The 13,925-nt window shown below is 71.5% G+C and carries 15 protein-coding genes; 8 read left to right on the forward strand and 7 right to left on the reverse strand.

Features of this window, described 5'->3' with window-relative positions:
* Positions 1 to 69: 69 nt before the first annotated feature.
* The gene (locus tag ACQEVZ_RS16905; protein WP_433367391.1) at positions 70 to 2,769 is read right to left on the reverse strand and encodes an ATP-binding protein; all 2,700 of its coding nucleotides are present in this window, start codon (positions 2,767 to 2,769) and stop codon (positions 70 to 72) included.
* Between the two features lie 149 nt (positions 2,770 to 2,918).
* Between ACQEVZ_RS16905 and ACQEVZ_RS16910 the strand changes: the two genes are divergently transcribed.
* Positions 2,919 to 3,770: a class I SAM-dependent methyltransferase gene (locus tag ACQEVZ_RS16910; protein WP_433367394.1), complete on the forward strand. Its 852-nt coding sequence runs from the start codon at positions 2,919 to 2,921 to the stop codon at positions 3,768 to 3,770.
* A 2-nt stretch (positions 3,771 to 3,772) separates the two neighbouring features.
* On the opposite strand, the gene ACQEVZ_RS16915 is transcribed toward ACQEVZ_RS16910, so the two are convergent.
* From ACQEVZ_RS16915 to ACQEVZ_RS16930, 4 genes are read right to left on the reverse strand one after another with little or no spacing between them, the layout of a single operon-like run.
* Positions 3,773 to 4,531, reverse strand: a complete 759-nt coding sequence (locus ACQEVZ_RS16915; RefSeq protein ID WP_433367397.1) for a hypothetical protein — start codon at positions 4,529 to 4,531, stop codon at positions 3,773 to 3,775.
* Entirely contained in the window at positions 4,528 to 5,043 is a 516-nt protein-coding gene (locus ACQEVZ_RS16920; RefSeq protein ID WP_344503028.1) for a SigE family RNA polymerase sigma factor, read from the reverse strand. The genes ACQEVZ_RS16915 and ACQEVZ_RS16920 overlap by 4 nt, the downstream gene beginning before the upstream one ends.
* A 5-nt stretch (positions 5,044 to 5,048) precedes the next feature.
* Positions 5,049 to 5,939, reverse strand: coding sequence for an RNA polymerase sigma factor SigJ (sigJ, locus tag ACQEVZ_RS16925; RefSeq protein ID WP_433367401.1), 891 nt, complete (start codon positions 5,937 to 5,939; stop codon positions 5,049 to 5,051).
* The gene (locus ACQEVZ_RS16930; RefSeq protein ID WP_344503030.1) at positions 5,891 to 6,331 is read right to left on the reverse strand and encodes a carboxymuconolactone decarboxylase family protein; all 441 of its coding nucleotides are present in this window, start codon (positions 6,329 to 6,331) and stop codon (positions 5,891 to 5,893) included. The genes sigJ and ACQEVZ_RS16930 overlap by 49 nt, the downstream gene beginning before the upstream one ends.
* A 109-nt stretch (positions 6,332 to 6,440) precedes the next feature.
* Here ACQEVZ_RS16930 and ACQEVZ_RS16935 point away from each other — a divergent pair, with 109 nt between their 5' ends.
* Positions 6,441 to 6,929 (forward strand): hypothetical protein, encoded by a 489-nt coding sequence (locus ACQEVZ_RS16935; protein WP_433367404.1) that lies wholly within the window; start codon positions 6,441 to 6,443, stop codon positions 6,927 to 6,929.
* 54 nt (positions 6,930 to 6,983) lie between these two features.
* Here ACQEVZ_RS16935 and ACQEVZ_RS16940 read toward each other — a convergent pair whose 3' ends face one another.
* Complete coding sequence (locus ACQEVZ_RS16940) at positions 6,984 to 7,193, reverse strand: hypothetical protein (protein WP_327005529.1); 210 nt, start codon at positions 7,191 to 7,193, stop codon at positions 6,984 to 6,986.
* Between the two features lie 231 nt (positions 7,194 to 7,424).
* On the opposite strand from ACQEVZ_RS16940, the gene ACQEVZ_RS16945 reads away from it, so the two are divergent.
* From ACQEVZ_RS16945 to ACQEVZ_RS16965, 5 genes are all read left to right on the forward strand, one after another.
* Positions 7,425 to 7,928, forward strand: coding sequence for a hypothetical protein (locus tag ACQEVZ_RS16945; protein WP_433367407.1), 504 nt, complete (start codon positions 7,425 to 7,427; stop codon positions 7,926 to 7,928).
* An 85-nt stretch (positions 7,929 to 8,013) separates the two neighbouring features.
* The gene (locus ACQEVZ_RS16950; protein ID WP_344503033.1) at positions 8,014 to 8,622 is read left to right on the forward strand and encodes a trimeric intracellular cation channel family protein; all 609 of its coding nucleotides are present in this window, start codon (positions 8,014 to 8,016) and stop codon (positions 8,620 to 8,622) included.
* A gap of 26 nt (positions 8,623 to 8,648) precedes the next feature.
* On the forward strand, positions 8,649 to 9,359 hold the full coding sequence (locus ACQEVZ_RS16955; protein ID WP_433367412.1) for a uracil-DNA glycosylase: 711 nt from the start codon (positions 8,649 to 8,651) through the stop codon (positions 9,357 to 9,359).
* A 76-nt stretch (positions 9,360 to 9,435) separates the two neighbouring features.
* Positions 9,436 to 10,329, forward strand: a complete 894-nt coding sequence (locus ACQEVZ_RS16960) for a hypothetical protein (RefSeq protein WP_433367415.1) — start codon at positions 9,436 to 9,438, stop codon at positions 10,327 to 10,329.
* Between the two features lie 149 nt (positions 10,330 to 10,478).
* Positions 10,479 to 11,477, forward strand: coding sequence for an NAD-dependent epimerase/dehydratase family protein (locus ACQEVZ_RS16965; protein WP_433367418.1), 999 nt, complete (start codon positions 10,479 to 10,481; stop codon positions 11,475 to 11,477).
* A gap of 241 nt (positions 11,478 to 11,718) precedes the next feature.
* Here ACQEVZ_RS16965 and ACQEVZ_RS16970 read toward each other — a convergent pair whose 3' ends face one another.
* Positions 11,719 to 12,834 (reverse strand): methyltransferase domain-containing protein, encoded by a 1,116-nt coding sequence (locus tag ACQEVZ_RS16970; RefSeq protein ID WP_433367421.1) that lies wholly within the window; start codon positions 12,832 to 12,834, stop codon positions 11,719 to 11,721.
* A gap of 68 nt (positions 12,835 to 12,902) precedes the next feature.
* Here ACQEVZ_RS16970 and ACQEVZ_RS16975 point away from each other — a divergent pair, with 68 nt between their 5' ends.
* The gene (locus ACQEVZ_RS16975; RefSeq protein WP_433367424.1) at positions 12,903 to 13,901 is read left to right on the forward strand and encodes a LacI family DNA-binding transcriptional regulator; all 999 of its coding nucleotides are present in this window, start codon (positions 12,903 to 12,905) and stop codon (positions 13,899 to 13,901) included.
* The last annotated feature ends 24 nt before the right edge of the window (positions 13,902 to 13,925 follow it).

The raw sequence follows: 13,925 nt of genomic DNA on the forward strand, positions 1-13,925 counted from the left end.
ATCCGTGACTTGCCCTGAGCACTGAAACTCTGTTTGACGTGATCTCACCGAGATCCGCAAGGTGATGCGCTACTTCCTCGACCTCTGACGGCGCTGGCTGAGTTGGCGGCTGCGGTCTCGCTGGTAGAGGGCGCCGAGGTCCTCGAAGGTCGCCGCGAGCGCGGCCACCTCCTCGTTGTCGCCTCGCGCGAGGGCGCCGGCGCGGCGGACGAGTGCCGCGGCCACGGGGTTGCCGCGGGTGGCGACGGTGGCCGACGCCAGGTGCCGCTCCAGGTTCGGGGTCGCGGTGAGTGCTGCCGCTTCCGCCCATGCTGCGGCGTACCACGGTCGCCACGCGAGGAAGGTGGGGCTCGAGCTCCAGGTCGCGTCGTGCAGGTCGGCGGACAGGTGCGCCAGTGCCTCGCGTGGTTGGTCGCGATGCAGCAGCAGCCAGGCGTCGAAGGTCGGCGCCCATCCGATGGCTGGGCCGTCCGCTGACGTCACCGGACGGTCGAGGAGGTGTTCGGTGACGTTCTGCCAGACCTCACGCCGGTGGTCGTCGCCCAGGAGCCCGTGGATCAGGGCGAGCGCGTAGGCACCGACGGCGAGGGTCGAGGCACGATGGCTGCCTGCCCGCTCCCAGGAGACCAGGAAGCGCTCGCCTCGTTCGGCCGCTCCGGTCAGGTCGCCGGTGAGCGCGTCGACCTGGAGTCGGCGAGCCAGTGCGGGGTGGACGTACTCGCGGTAGCACGGGAGCACGGCCAGGCGCTCGGCGTAGTCCTTCGCGCCGCAGAGATCGCCGGCAGCCAGTGAGACCTCGCAGCCCATCAGCAGGTAGTCGTTGAAAGCGTAGGCGGTGGCGGCGCTCAACGCCTGCGGATCCATGAGGACGCCGCGGGCCCGCACCGCGGCGAGCGCGCCGGCGTAGTCGCCACGGTGCAGCCGGCTGGCGCAGACGCGGTCGAGGGCGGCGGAGGCGACGACGGGCAGCCCGGCCGCGATCGCCTGGTCGGCGGCGAGGCGGCCCGCTGCCGCCGACCCGGGATGGTCGTGGGGCAGGCACGTGGCGCTCGCCGCGGCGACGGTCGCCTCGGCGGCCGACCCCGTCGGCGCCAGGCGCCGCGCCTCGGCGAGACGACGCTCGATGTCGATCCGCTCGGGCGGGTCGGCCATGATCCCCGGGTGGAACGCCGCGTAGATCACGGACCAACCGAGCGCGTCCGCGGCCGCACCCGGATCCGCTGCCACCGTGGCGGCTTCAGCGGCCTCGTCGAGGAGCCGGAGCGCGTCGTCTCCCACCAGCCGGGCCGCCGCCGCGGCGGCACCCTGGCGGAGCAGGTGGATCCGGTCGTGGGCGTCGGTGGCCTCGGTGGCCGCGAGGGTTTCGAAGCGGTGCTGCGCCTCCTCCAGCCGGCCGCGCTGCACGAGCTCCTCGGCGAAGCACTCGCCCAGCTCCCTGCCGTCGACCGGACGGGCGAGCGCCGCGCGCACCTCGACCGCGAGCAGGTCGAACCTGGCGCACCAGGTGTCGTCGTGCTCGGAGGATGCCAGCGACGTCAGCTCGGCGGCCGTCCACCGTGCGTGGCGCCGTTGCACCTCACCGGCGGCGTCGGCCAGCAGTTCCGCGGCGAACTGGCGCACAACTTCCTGGAAGTGGTACGTCGTCGGGTCGCCGATCTCGACGTACAGCAGGTGCTGGTCGGCCAGCGTCGCGAGCACGTGCGCCGCGGCGGCGGCCGTGTGCTCCGGGCCGGCGACCGCGTGCGCGGCGGCGACCGTGAACGGCGCGGCGAAGACGCAAAGGGCGGCGAACATCGCGCGGGCCTGGTCGTCGAGCAGGTCGATACTCCAGCCGATGGTGGCTCGCAGCGAACGCTGGCGTGCCCCCTCCGATGAGCCCAGCAGCCGCAGCGGGTCGCCGAGCGCCGCCGCCAGACCGTCCAGGCCGAGCAGCGGATACCGGGCCGCCGCCAGCTCGATCGCCAGAGCCATCCCTCCGAGCCGGTGGCACAGCTCGGCCACCCGGGGGTCGTCGGGCACGACGCCGCCCGCGGCCTCGGCGCGGCTGCGGAAGAGCCGGACCGCGTCGTCCGCCGAAAGGCCAGGCAGCTCGTAGACCCACTCGTACGGTGCGCGAAGCGGCGCGCGACTGGTCGCGACGATGGTGAGCCGGGGGCAGCCGCCGACGAGCCGCGCCACGCTGGTCTCCAGCTCGGGCAGGAGATGCTCGCAGTTGTCGAGCACCAGGACGCCGTCGGCCCGGCTCAACGCCTCCGACAGCGTGTCGTCGAGGAACTGCCCGGGCTGCTCGGCCACCCCCACGGCCGTGGCGATGGCAGGCACTGCTGCCTGCGGGGTCGTCACCTGGCTCAGATCGACGAACCAGGCGCCGTCGGGACGATCCCGCGCGACCTGTCGCACCGCATGGGTCGTCAACCTGGTCTTGCCGACCCCGCCAGGCCCGGTGACCGTCACCAGACGGTGCTCCTTCAGGCGGATGTGCAACGCGGCAGTCTCGCGGTCACGACCCACGAACGGGTCGGCCGGGCTGGGCCATGCGTGGCGGCGCTTCGGACGCAGCAGGTCGAGCTCATCAGCCCGCCGGGCCAGGCCGCGTCGGTCGGACACCCCGAGCTTGCGGATGAGGGAGGAGACATGGGACTCGACGGTGCGCACCGACAACGAGAGCCGCTCAGCGATCTCGAGGTTCGTCAGGTGCCCGGCGACCAGGCCGAGGACGTCGCGTTCCCGCTCGGTCACGGCCGATCCCGGCGCCCTCGAGGTCGTCACCCGTCACAGTGTCGCGTGCCCGTCCGCCCTTGACCAGCACGGTGCCGCACCACCGGGACCGGATCCGTGGTGGACACGGATGTGGTGGGCGGGGCCCGGGACCACACTGACGTCACAGCAGCTCAGCGCTGCCGACCTGAGGAGGATCCATGACGTTCGACGCGGTTGCGTACAAGGCGACGACGAGGCAGCAGTGGCAGGACGCCGCGGAAGCCTGGCATCGGTGGGGGCCGACCCTGGAGGAGTGGCTCGGCGCGGCGACGGAGGTGATGCTCGACGCTGCCGGCGTCGGTCGCGGGTCGCGGGTGCTGGATGTGGCGGGTGGTGCCGGTGGGCAGTCGCTGGTCGCGGCGCGGCGGACCGGGCCGGACGGCAGTGTGGTGGTCACCGACGTGTCGCCGGCGATCCTGGCGTACGCGCAGCGGGCGGCGGACGAGAGCGGGTTGCGTCAGGTCTCCACGCTCGAGGTTGACGGGGAGGAGATCGGCGGCCGGTGGTCCGGGGAGTTCGACGCGGCGATCTCGCGTTTGGGGGTCATCTACTTCCCTGACCGGGGCAGGGCGCTGCGCGGGATCCGGTCCAGTCTGCGTGAGGGTGGCCGGTTCGCCGCCGTCGTCTATTCGACCGCTGAACGCAACCGGTTCTTCTCGGTGCCGGCGGCGTTGATCCGCAGCCGGGCCGGGCTTCCCGCGCCGTTACCCGGTCAGCCTGGGCCGTTCAGTCTGGCCGACCCGGCGTCAGCGCGGGACGCACTGGCCGACGCCGGGTTCCGTGACGTGCAGGTCGAGACCATGGACGCGCCGCTGCTGCTGCCCTCGGCCGGTGACTGTCTGCGGTTCGAACGCGAGTCGTTCGGGGCGCTGCATCAGATGCTGTCGGGGGTCGAGGAGGATGAACGCGAGCGGGTCTGGGCCGACATCGAGGCGGCGCTGCGGGAGTACGAGACCGAGGATGGGTTCGTCGGCCCCTGCGAGCTGCACGTCATCTCGGGAGCGCGTTAGCGTCAGCCGACTCCGACGCCGCCTTCCTTGTGCGTGGCCAGGGCCTTGCCGTTCGCGTCGAGGGCGGTCAGGTCGTGGACCTGGGCCTGCTGGTAGGGCGCACCCGGGACCTCGGGCGCCCGGACCCACCAGACGTGGACGGTGGGGTTGCCGGTCCAGGCGGCGGTCCTCGCCTCGCGGGGTGTCCCGTCGACCGTGAGGGTGACCTTGGCGGCGTCGCCGACGACGTAGCCGGTGAGGAACCGGTCCTGTCCGTTGCCGAACTCCCAACCGGCGTGGAACCCGGGGTCGCCCGGGCCGGCGCCGGTCACGTCGGGGTCGTTGGTGACGCCGTACAGGCTGAGCTTCCCGTCCGTCGTGCGCCGCCCGACCACCTGGAGGAACCGGTTCTGGCGCACCGCGAACCAGAACGTCAGCGTGCCGCCGTCGAAGGCATCGCCGGTGTCGATCGTCGCCGTCGGCTGGATCGCCGGGTCGCCTGCCTCGTCGCCCTGGACCGGCTCGGCGGACGGGGAAGCCGTGGGCGGGGCGCCGACCGTGGTCATGCCGTCGTCGCCGGCGCCGCCTGTACCGACGCCGGAAATGCCGACGAGAGCGCCCGCGGCGACGACGAGGATGACCGTCGCCGACGTGACCGCGATCCGGGTCCGCTGCCGCCGCGCGCCCCGGCGGCGCAGCTCATCGACGCTGACCCCCAGCTGGTCCGGTGCGGCCGCGGCGGCGTCGGTGAGCCGCTCGCCGAGCTCCAACTCTGTGTTCATGCGTGCTCTCCCTGAGCCGTTCGGACGAAGGGGTGTTCCCCGCGCAGCGCCGGGCTGGTGCGCAGCTTGGCGAGGGCGCGCGAGCAGACCGACTTGACCGTGCCGACGCTGACGCCGAGGGTCTGCGCCGTCTGCTGCTCCGACAGGTCGACGTAGTAGCGGAGCACGATCGCGGCCCGCTCCCGCCGGGTCAGCGACTGCAGCGCCGCGACGAGCGCGGCCCGGTCCTCGACGGCGCCGTGCCCGCCGTCGTGCGCGCCGGTGTCGGGCACCTCGGCGCGCGCCTGCTCCCGCCACGGCCGGCGGCGCAGCCAGTCCGTGTGCAGGTTGACCATGACCCGCCGCGCGTAGCTGAGCGCGTCGTCGTGCCTGACCCGGTGCCAGGCGCCGTACGTGCGGATCAGCGTCTGCTGGGCGAGGTCCTGCGCCTGTTCGGCGTCGCCGGTCAGCAGCCAGCCGAGCCGGAGCAGCGGCTGGGTCGCCGCCGTGGCGAAGTCGTCGAAGTCGCGCATACCCCTTAGTACGAGCCCTGGGCGTCGAAGGTTGAGAGCTTCGCGGGATTGGCGACCCGGAACAGGTCGTGGATCTTGCCGTCGACGACGCAGAGGCACATGGTGTACCGGTAGTTGGCCTCGACCAGCAGCGCGGCGCCGCCGTTGACCCCGGTCCTCGTGGTGCTCGGGTCGTGCCTGCGCATCACGGCGGTGAAGAAGCGCACCACCTTGGCCCGGCCGCGGATCGGGTTGGGTCCGGTGCGGACCTTGCCGCCGCCGTCGTTCCACGCCACGACGTCTTCGTGGAGGAGCGCTTCGAGGCGTTCGACGTCGCCGGTACGGGCGGCGGCCACGAACCCTTCGAGGAGCCTCGCGTGCTCGGCCGGGTCGGTGCTGAACCTGGCCCGCCCGGCGAGCGCGGCGGCGGCCCGGCGGTGCAGCTGGCGGCAGTCGTCCTCGGTGCGGTCGAGGATGCCGGCGATCTCGGCGTACGGCAGCTCGAACGCGTTGCGCAGCACGTAGACGGCCCGCTGCGGCGGGGTCAGGCGCTCCATCAGGTGCAGCATCGCCATCGACAGGTCCTCGGTGTCGATCAGGCTCTGCTGGTGGTCCCCGGTCCTGAGCGGCTCCGGCAACCAGGTGCCGACGTAGTCCTCCCGGCGCGCCTGCCGGGCCCGGAGCGCGTCGACGGCGAGCCGCGCCACCACCCTGGTCAGGTAGCGGCGCGGCTCGGCGACCTCGGACCTGTCCGCGCGCGTCCAGCGCAGGTACGCCTCCTGGAGGACGTCCTCGGCGTCGTACAGCGTCCCGAGCAGCCGGTAGGCCATCCCGAGCAGCATCCGCCGGTGCGCGAGGAACTCCTCGCTCACGTCGTCGGCGGCTGGGTCCTGGTCGACACGGCGAGTCGGTTCCACACGTTGATCGTCGCAATGACCATGAGGAGGTCGGCAACCCCCTGGGTGCCGTAGTGCTCCACGGCCGTGTCCCACACCTCGTCCGGGACGCCGTGCTCACCCAGCCGGGTGACGTGGTCGGTGAGGTCGAGCGCGGCCCGCTCCTTCTCGTCGAAGAACGGGCCCTCCCGCCACGCCGAGACGGCGAACAGCTTCCGGCTGTCCTCGCCCTCGGCGAGCGCCTCCGTGGTGTGCATGTCCACGCAGAAGGAGCAGCCGTTCAGGATCGACGCACGGAGCTTGAGCAGGTGGAGCAGTGCCGGGTCGACGTGTGCCCTGATGTACTTCTCGAGTCCGAGGACTGCCTGGTACGCGTCGGGGTTGATCTCGCTGAGCGACATTCGTTGCTTCATGGTGAGATGACGGCTCCGCCCGGCCGTTCGTGACAGCCGCGCCTGTGTCCTGCGCCACTGCCACCTCCACGACCGGCGGCCGATCGTGCAGGCACTAGGGTCGGACGGTGTGGACACCACCCGCACCCCGTCAGGCTGGCGACACCTGCCGCCGCCGGCCCGGGCCATCGCGACCGCCGCCACCGCCGCCGTCGAGGCCGCCCAGGCGCGTGACAAGGAGGCGTTCGACGCGGCGGTCGAGCAGCTCGCCGGCCTCGATCCGGAGCAGTCCGGGCTCGTCCTCGGCGTCGTCGTCCGCGCGCTGCTGGAGGACCTGCACCCCGACGGGCTCGACGGCGACGACGTGCGCGCCGGGCTGGAGCGGGCGGTGCGGTCCGCGGCCGAGTGGCAGGAGGTCGACCCGCAGGTGATGGTGGTGCTGCTCGTCGGCGCGCTCGGCGTCCAGGACGACAACGACGGCGAGGGCCGCCCGTCACCGCAGGCCCTGGCACGGCACGCCCCGCTGCTGCTCGCCGACCTGCTCCAGCGGCGGTCGTTTCCGCGGTACCTGCAGGCCGCGTTCACCGAGATCGAGCGGTCCCAGACCCACGATCTGTAGGTTTCGTTGTGCGGCGATCGGAGCCGGCGTTCGCCGGCTCCGATCGGGGCTTGCCTACTTCGAGGGTTCGGGCAGGTCGCAGTTGATCTTGGGGTTGACGCCGAGGTAGTTCAGCGGGCCGGCGACGATCGTCACGAGGATCGTGCCGGTCTTCGCGCAGTTCGTGTCCTCGCTGTCGAAGTAGCCGCGCTGACCGGCCGCGATGACACCGATGATCAGCCAGATGACGAGGATGACCCCGCCGATTCCGGATCCTCTGCCCACGGGAGTGCCTCCATCTATCCGACGTACTCGTCTACTTCGAATCGACGGTTGGATACCCCGTGCCCCCTGTGACGCAAACCCGTCCCAGGTGATCCTCACTGCTGTCCGGTTGGCAGCAATAGGGGAGTCAAGGGCCCCGGCCTGCTCGTACGGTTCCTCTCGTTGCACTGATCGTTTGAACTGATCGTTTGAGCTGATCCACCCGAACAGCATTTGAAGGAGCCACCAGATATGAGCGACGACTACACCCCGTTCAGCGCCGACCTCGACGGCGACGGCGTCGAGGACCAGGCCGTCATCTACACGACCGAGGACGGCGCCAACGTCATCGTCGGCGACCTCGACGGCGACGGGCAGGCCGACTTCGCCGCCCTCGACGAGGACGGCAACGGCGTCTACGAGAAGTCCTACAACGCCCTGACCGACGAGTACACCGACCTGACCGCCGGTGACGTGGCCGACACCGCCGACTACGACGGCGAGGGCGGCAACCTGGACGGCGACATCGCCCAGTACGACAACGCCGACTACGACGGCTCGGGCGGCAACCTCGACGGCGACGTCAGCGGCGGCATGAACACCGCCGCGGGCACCGTCTCCGGCAGCGCGGACGACACCGACGACACCGCCACCGACACCGGTTCGAGCACCGGCGGCTACTACGACGCCGCGGCCGTCTCCGACATGATGGCCATGCAGCACGAGACCAGCATGGCGATCATCAACAACATCTGAACCCGCTGTGCCGTATACAGGACGGGCGCGGTGCTGACCGGCACCCGCGCCCGTTCTTGTTTGCCTGTACCGCTGGAGCACAACCGTGTCGGAGCTCAGTCCGCTGCTCGTCGTCGACCTCGTCGGCATCGCCGTGTTCGCCGCCTCGGGCGCGACCGCCGGCGTGGCGAAACGGCTGGACCTGTTCGGCGTCGTGTTCGTCGGCTTCGTGGCGGCCCTCGGCGGCGGCATCATGCGCGACGTGTTCGTCAACGTGCAGCCGTTCGCCTTCGTCGACTGGCGCTACGCGGCCGTCGCCGCCGTCACCTCCGCGGCCACGTTCTGGCTCCACCCGGCCGTCAGCCGCCTGCACTGGACCGTCCTCGTCCTCGACGCCGCCGGCCTGGGCCTCTTCACCGTCACCGGCACCCTCAAGGCCCTCGACGCCGGCATCCCACCCCTCGGCGCCTGCATCATCGGCATGATCACCGGCATCGGCGGCGGCCTCATCCGCGACCTGCTCACCGGCGAGATCCCCACCGTCCTGCGCCGTGAGATCTACGCCGTCGCCGGCCTGCTCGGCTGCGTCTCGGTCGCCGCCCTGGACGCCCTGCACGCGCAGCGCCCGGTGAGCATCGCCCTCGCCGCGGTCCTCGTCTTCGTCCTGCGCATGGTCTCCCTCCGCCGCAACTGGTCCGCCCCGACCGCCTCCTGACGCGGCCTGGCGATAGATTGCCGGCCATGAACGCATCGGCGAAGCCTGTGTACCTGCTGGACTTCATGCCCGACGACTGGCGCGAGGCGGTCACGCCGTACGTCGACCCCACCGCCGTCGCGGCACTGTCGTCGTTCGTCGTCGAGGAGTACAAGACGGGCCCGGTGTACCCCCGCAAGCAGGACATCTACGCCGCGTACCGGCTGAGCCCGCTCGCGTCGACCCGGGTGCTCATCCTCGGCCAGGACCCGTACATCAAGCCGGGCCAGGCGCACGGCCTGAGCTTCAGCGTGCCGCAGGGCGTCCGGGTCCCGCCGTCGCTGGAGAACGTGTACCGCGAGATGCGCGACGACCTGGGCGTCACCCCACCCCCTTCCGGCGACCTCACCCCCTGGTGCCGCCAGGGCGTCATGCTCCTCAACGCCGTCCTGACCGTCCGCGCCGGCACGTCCAACTCCCACAAGGGCCGCGGCTGGGAGAACGTCACCGACGCCACGATCCAGGCCCTGAACGCCAAGACCGACCGCGTCGTCTTCGTCCTCTGGGGCGCGGCGGCCAAGGCCAAGGCCCACCTGGTGACGAACGACCGCCACGTCGTCCTGCGGGCAGGCCACCCCAGCCCGATGAACCCGACCGGCTTCCTGGGCAGCCGCCCGTTCAGCCGGATCAACGCGGCCCTCACCGCGACCGGCACCCAACCCATCCGCTGGTCCCCGTCAATGCCCCGCCCTGCATGACCCAGGTCCTCAGGTCCATACGCAGCGTGATCAGCGGATTAGCGGAAAGTAAGATTCTTCGATAGAGTCCCGCGGCATGCCGACGCATCTTCACGAGACCCTCATCGAGATGTTCCGGGTCAGACCTGTGCTGGCCGCCGAAATCCTCGACGGCCAGCTGCACGTCCCGGTGCCCGAATTCACCGAGGCACGACTCTCCCCGAGTGATCTCACCGACGTGATCCCGACCGAATACCGGGCGGACGCGGTGGTGACCCTCAACGACAGGCACAAGACGGTGCTCGCCGTCGTGATCGAGGTTCAGCTCCGCAAGGACGACCGAAAACTGCACAGTTGGCCGGCGTATGTCGCGACGCTGTATGCGCGGCTGCACTGTCCGGTCGCATTGCTGGTGCTGTGTCCTGTTCAATCTGTCGCCGACTGGTCCGCGGCGCCGATCGTGATGGGACCACCGGGCTCCGTGGTGACGCCGGTTTCACTCGGACCCGCCCAGGTGCCCATCGTCACCGACGCCGATTCCGCCCGGCGCCACCCCGAGCTGACGATCCTGTCGGCTCTCGCTCACGGCACCCGGCCAGACCCTCAACCCATCTTCGGCGCCATGCTGCACGCCTTCGACACAATCGATCTTGACCACGCCAGGCTGTACTATGAGCTGGTACTTTCTGGGCTACCGGCGGCAGCCCAGCGCCTCCTGGAGGATTTCATGACCACCACGGGCCATCAGTACAGAAGTGACTTTGCCAAAGGTTTCTTCAACTCGGGCAAAGACGAAGGAAGGGCCGAAGGAAGGGCCGAAGGAAGGGCCGAGGCCCTGCTGACGGTGCTTGCCGCTCGAGGCCTGGCGGTCAGCGACGAGCACCGTGCGCTCATCGCCGGCTGCGCTGATGACGCGCAACTGGACACATGGCTCCGGCGCGCCGTCGGTGCCGAAAAGATCCAAGAGCTGGGCGACGAGTTCGCCGGCTGAGTTCGTCATGGTGGCGCCGGCACCTCCAGGCCGGCGGCGGCTCGCAACCAAAGCTGGAAGATCCGCTGGTGTTGACGGAATGTGCAGGGATTGCGACCTCATGGTGACGGTGGCGGACGGGGTCGGGATGCGCCACTAAGCTGGTGGGCATGCGGATCCTGATCGTCGGGGGCACCAGGTTCGTGGGGCGGCACATCACCGAGGCCGCGCTCGCGGCGGGTCATGACGTCACGCTCCTGCACCGAGGGCAGACCGGCGCCGACCTGTTCCCGGCGGCCACCCATCTGCACGCCGACCGCAACGCGCTGCCCGACGAGCTCTTCACGGGGCACGAGGGCTGGGACGCGACGATCGACGTCAGTGCCTATCTGCCGCGGCAGGTGCACGGGCTCGCCGACGCGATCGGGGAGCGCGGCGGGCGCTACGTGTACATCTCCAGCGTGTCGGTCTACGACGTGCCCGCGGGGCCCGGGTTCGCCGAGGACTCACCGCTGCTCAAGCTCGACGACCCGACCGTTGAGGAGATCACCAACGAGACCTACGGGCCGCTGAAGGCCTCGTGCGAGCGCGTCGCCGAGGAGCGGTTCGGGACTTCGACGGTGATCATCCGGCCGACGTACGTGGTGGGCCCGCATGACCACCTGTCGCGGTTCACGTGGTGGGTCGAGCGGGTCGCCCGCGGCGGCGAGGTCCTCGCGCCCGGCCCGCGGGACGCGGCGATCCAGGTCATCGACGCCCGCGACATGGCCGACTGGACGATCCGCCTGCTGGACCGCCCCGGCGGCGGCGTGTTCCATGCGGTGAGTCCCGCCCCGCCGTTCTCGTTCGAGCGGCTGCTGGAGGCGATGCTCGCCGAGGTCGGGCCACCTGGAACGACGCTGACCTGGGTCGACGCCGACTTCCTCCGCACGCGTGGCATCGACGAAGAGCGACTGCCGCTGTGGCACCCGTTCGACGCCGAGGCGGCCCTGGACGCCGCGGACCCGTCGGCGGCGTTCGCGGCGGGCCTGTCCCCCCGCCCGCTGCGCCAGACGATCCGCGAAACCTACGAGTCGGCCCTGCTCGACCCGCTCCCACCCCCGTCCGAGCGCCTCACCGCCGACCAGGAGACCACCCTCCTCACCGAATGGCGCTTACACACGTCCTGACCAGCCCTCGGTCTGGCGTCGGCGGCGTCGGTACGGGAGCCGCCGTGCCACGACCTGCGCAGAGCGACCGTCCGCTGGTCCGACGGTCGCCGCCATCAGCGCCGGGCGAAGGCGTCGGCATTGACGGGTTCGTCTGCCGTGTTGATGAAGGCTTCTGTCAGACGGTGGTGCCGTAGAGCGTGGGGGTGACGCGGTGGCTGTCCGCGCGCCGGGGCCGGTGAAGCTGCCGTGGGCGGGGGTTTCAGGTGGTGGTGCCGCGGATGGCCAGGGCTCGGGCCAGGAGGGGGATCGAACCGTCGGCGGTGTGTGGGAGGCGGACGCGGAGCAGGTCGCGCAGGGCGTCGCGGTGGTCGCTGGGGAGGGAGGCGACGTAGCTGGGTGCCGGGCCGGTGCCGCCGAGGAACGGGGTCCAGTAGTCGTCGAAGTCGGCGAAGACCGCGGTGGTGTCGATCGGGCGGGTCGTGACGGCGGTCAGGCCGGCGGCGGACCACAGGGTGCTGAGGGCGGTTGGGGAGCAGATGGACATGCGGCGGCCCTCGTCGAGCTCGGCGGCGGCCGGGTCGAGGGTCGCGGCGGCTTCCCAGAAGTAGCGCATCATGGCCATGCCGTCGGCGTAGTCCCAGACGTACGCCGCGACGGTCCCGCCAGGCGCTATCACCCTGGCGAACTCGGCGACGGCCGCCGCGGGCGACGGCACGAAGTTGAGGGCGAGGCCGCTGACGACGACGTCGACGGCCGCGTCCGCCAGCGGCAGCGCTTGAGCGTCCCCCGCGACGAACCGCGCACGGGCGACGCCCGCGCCGACGCCCGAGACAGCCCCCGAACCCGACCCCGCGCCGGGAGGACCAAAGGCCGCCTCCGGACCCGCGCCGGTGCTTGAGGCAACGCCCGGTCGCGCCCCCGCGCCGGCAAGGCCCAGGGCAGCGTTCGAACCCCCACCGGGCCCTGAGCCAGCAGAATTCAAGGCAGCGCCCGAAACCGTGCCCGTGCCCAGATCGACGTCCGGACCCGCCCCCGAGGCGGTGCTCGAACCGACAAGGTCCAGGTCCGCGCCGGCGACCGAACCGGACCGCGGCGCGGCCGGGTCTGGACTTGTCGTCCTGGTGGCGGGCGGGGGTGTGAGGCGGGACGAGGCTGTTGTGAGGAAGGCGGTCGACGGGTCGAGGCCGGTGAGTTGTGCGGGGGTGGCGGTGGTGAGGATGGTGCCGGTGAGGGCGCCGGTGCCGCAGCCGGCGTCGAGCCAGCGGCGGCCGGGTGGGACGGCCAGCCAGGTCAGGAAGCGGGCGGCGACTGGGCGGCTCCAGCGGCCCACGTACGCCTCGTAGGCGTCGCCCTTCGCCCACAGCTCGTGCGCCATGAGCGTCACGGTAGGCGGCGACGGCAACAGTGTGCGAGCGGGCGGCGGAAGGCTGCCATAATCCAGCGATGAGTAGCCGGCCGAGCCTCGCACAGGTGGCGGCGTTGTCGGGTGTGTCGGTCAAGACGGCGTCGCGGGCGTTGAGCGGCGAGGGGTATGTCGCGGTCGAGACCAAGGCGCGGGTGCAGAACGCGGCGGACGAGCTGGGGTACCGGCTGAACCGCACCGCCCGGGAGCTGCGGCGCGGCGGCAACACCTCGACGCTGGTGGGGCTGCTGAGCGGGGACCTGGCCAACCCGTTCTACTCGCGGCTCGCCAGCGGGCTGGAGCGGGAGCTGCGCATGCACGGGCTGCAGCTGATCACCGCCAGCACCGACGAGAATCCGGAGTGGGAGCGGCGGCTGACGGACTCGCTGCTGGAGCGCAGGGTCAGGGGGCTCGTCGTCGTCTCGACGATGGCGGAGCACGGGCATCTGGCGGCTGAGCGGCGGCACGGGAGCCCGTTCGTGTTCGTGGACCGGCCACCGGTGGACCTGACCGCGGACGCGGTGCTGCTCGACAACCGGGGCGGGGCGAAGAGCGCCGCCGAGCACCTCCTGGAGCGCGGGCACCGGCGGATCGGCATCGTCGGGGACCTGTCGCGGCTCACCACGCACCAGGACCGGGTCGAGGGGTTCGCGGAGGCGATGGAGGCCGCCGGGATCACCGGCTGGCGCGACTACCTCCTGGAGGACGCGCACGACGTCGACAAGGCCGAGCGCGCCGTGCACTCGCTGCTCGCCCGCGACCCGGCGCCGACGGCCGTGTTCACCACCAACAACCGGATCACGACGGGTGCGCTGCGGGCGTTGCGGGCGAGCGGCAACCGGGACAAGGCGCTGATCGGGTTCGACGAGCTGGACCTCGGTGACGTGCTCGGGGTGACGGTGGTCGCGCACGACCCGGAGGAGATGGGCCGGCACGCAGCCCGCCTGCTGCTCGCCCGCCTGGAGGGCGACGACGGCCCCGCCCGGCGCGTGATCCTCCCGACCCGCCTGATCGAACGGTCCACGACGGCCGTCCAATGAACGGCGGCCATGAAGCTGAACGGC

The sequence above is a fragment of the Dactylosporangium sp. CA-152071 genome (assembly GCF_050936335.1).
GTDB classification, from domain to species: domain Bacteria; phylum Actinomycetota; class Actinomycetes; order Mycobacteriales; family Micromonosporaceae; genus Dactylosporangium; species Dactylosporangium maewongense.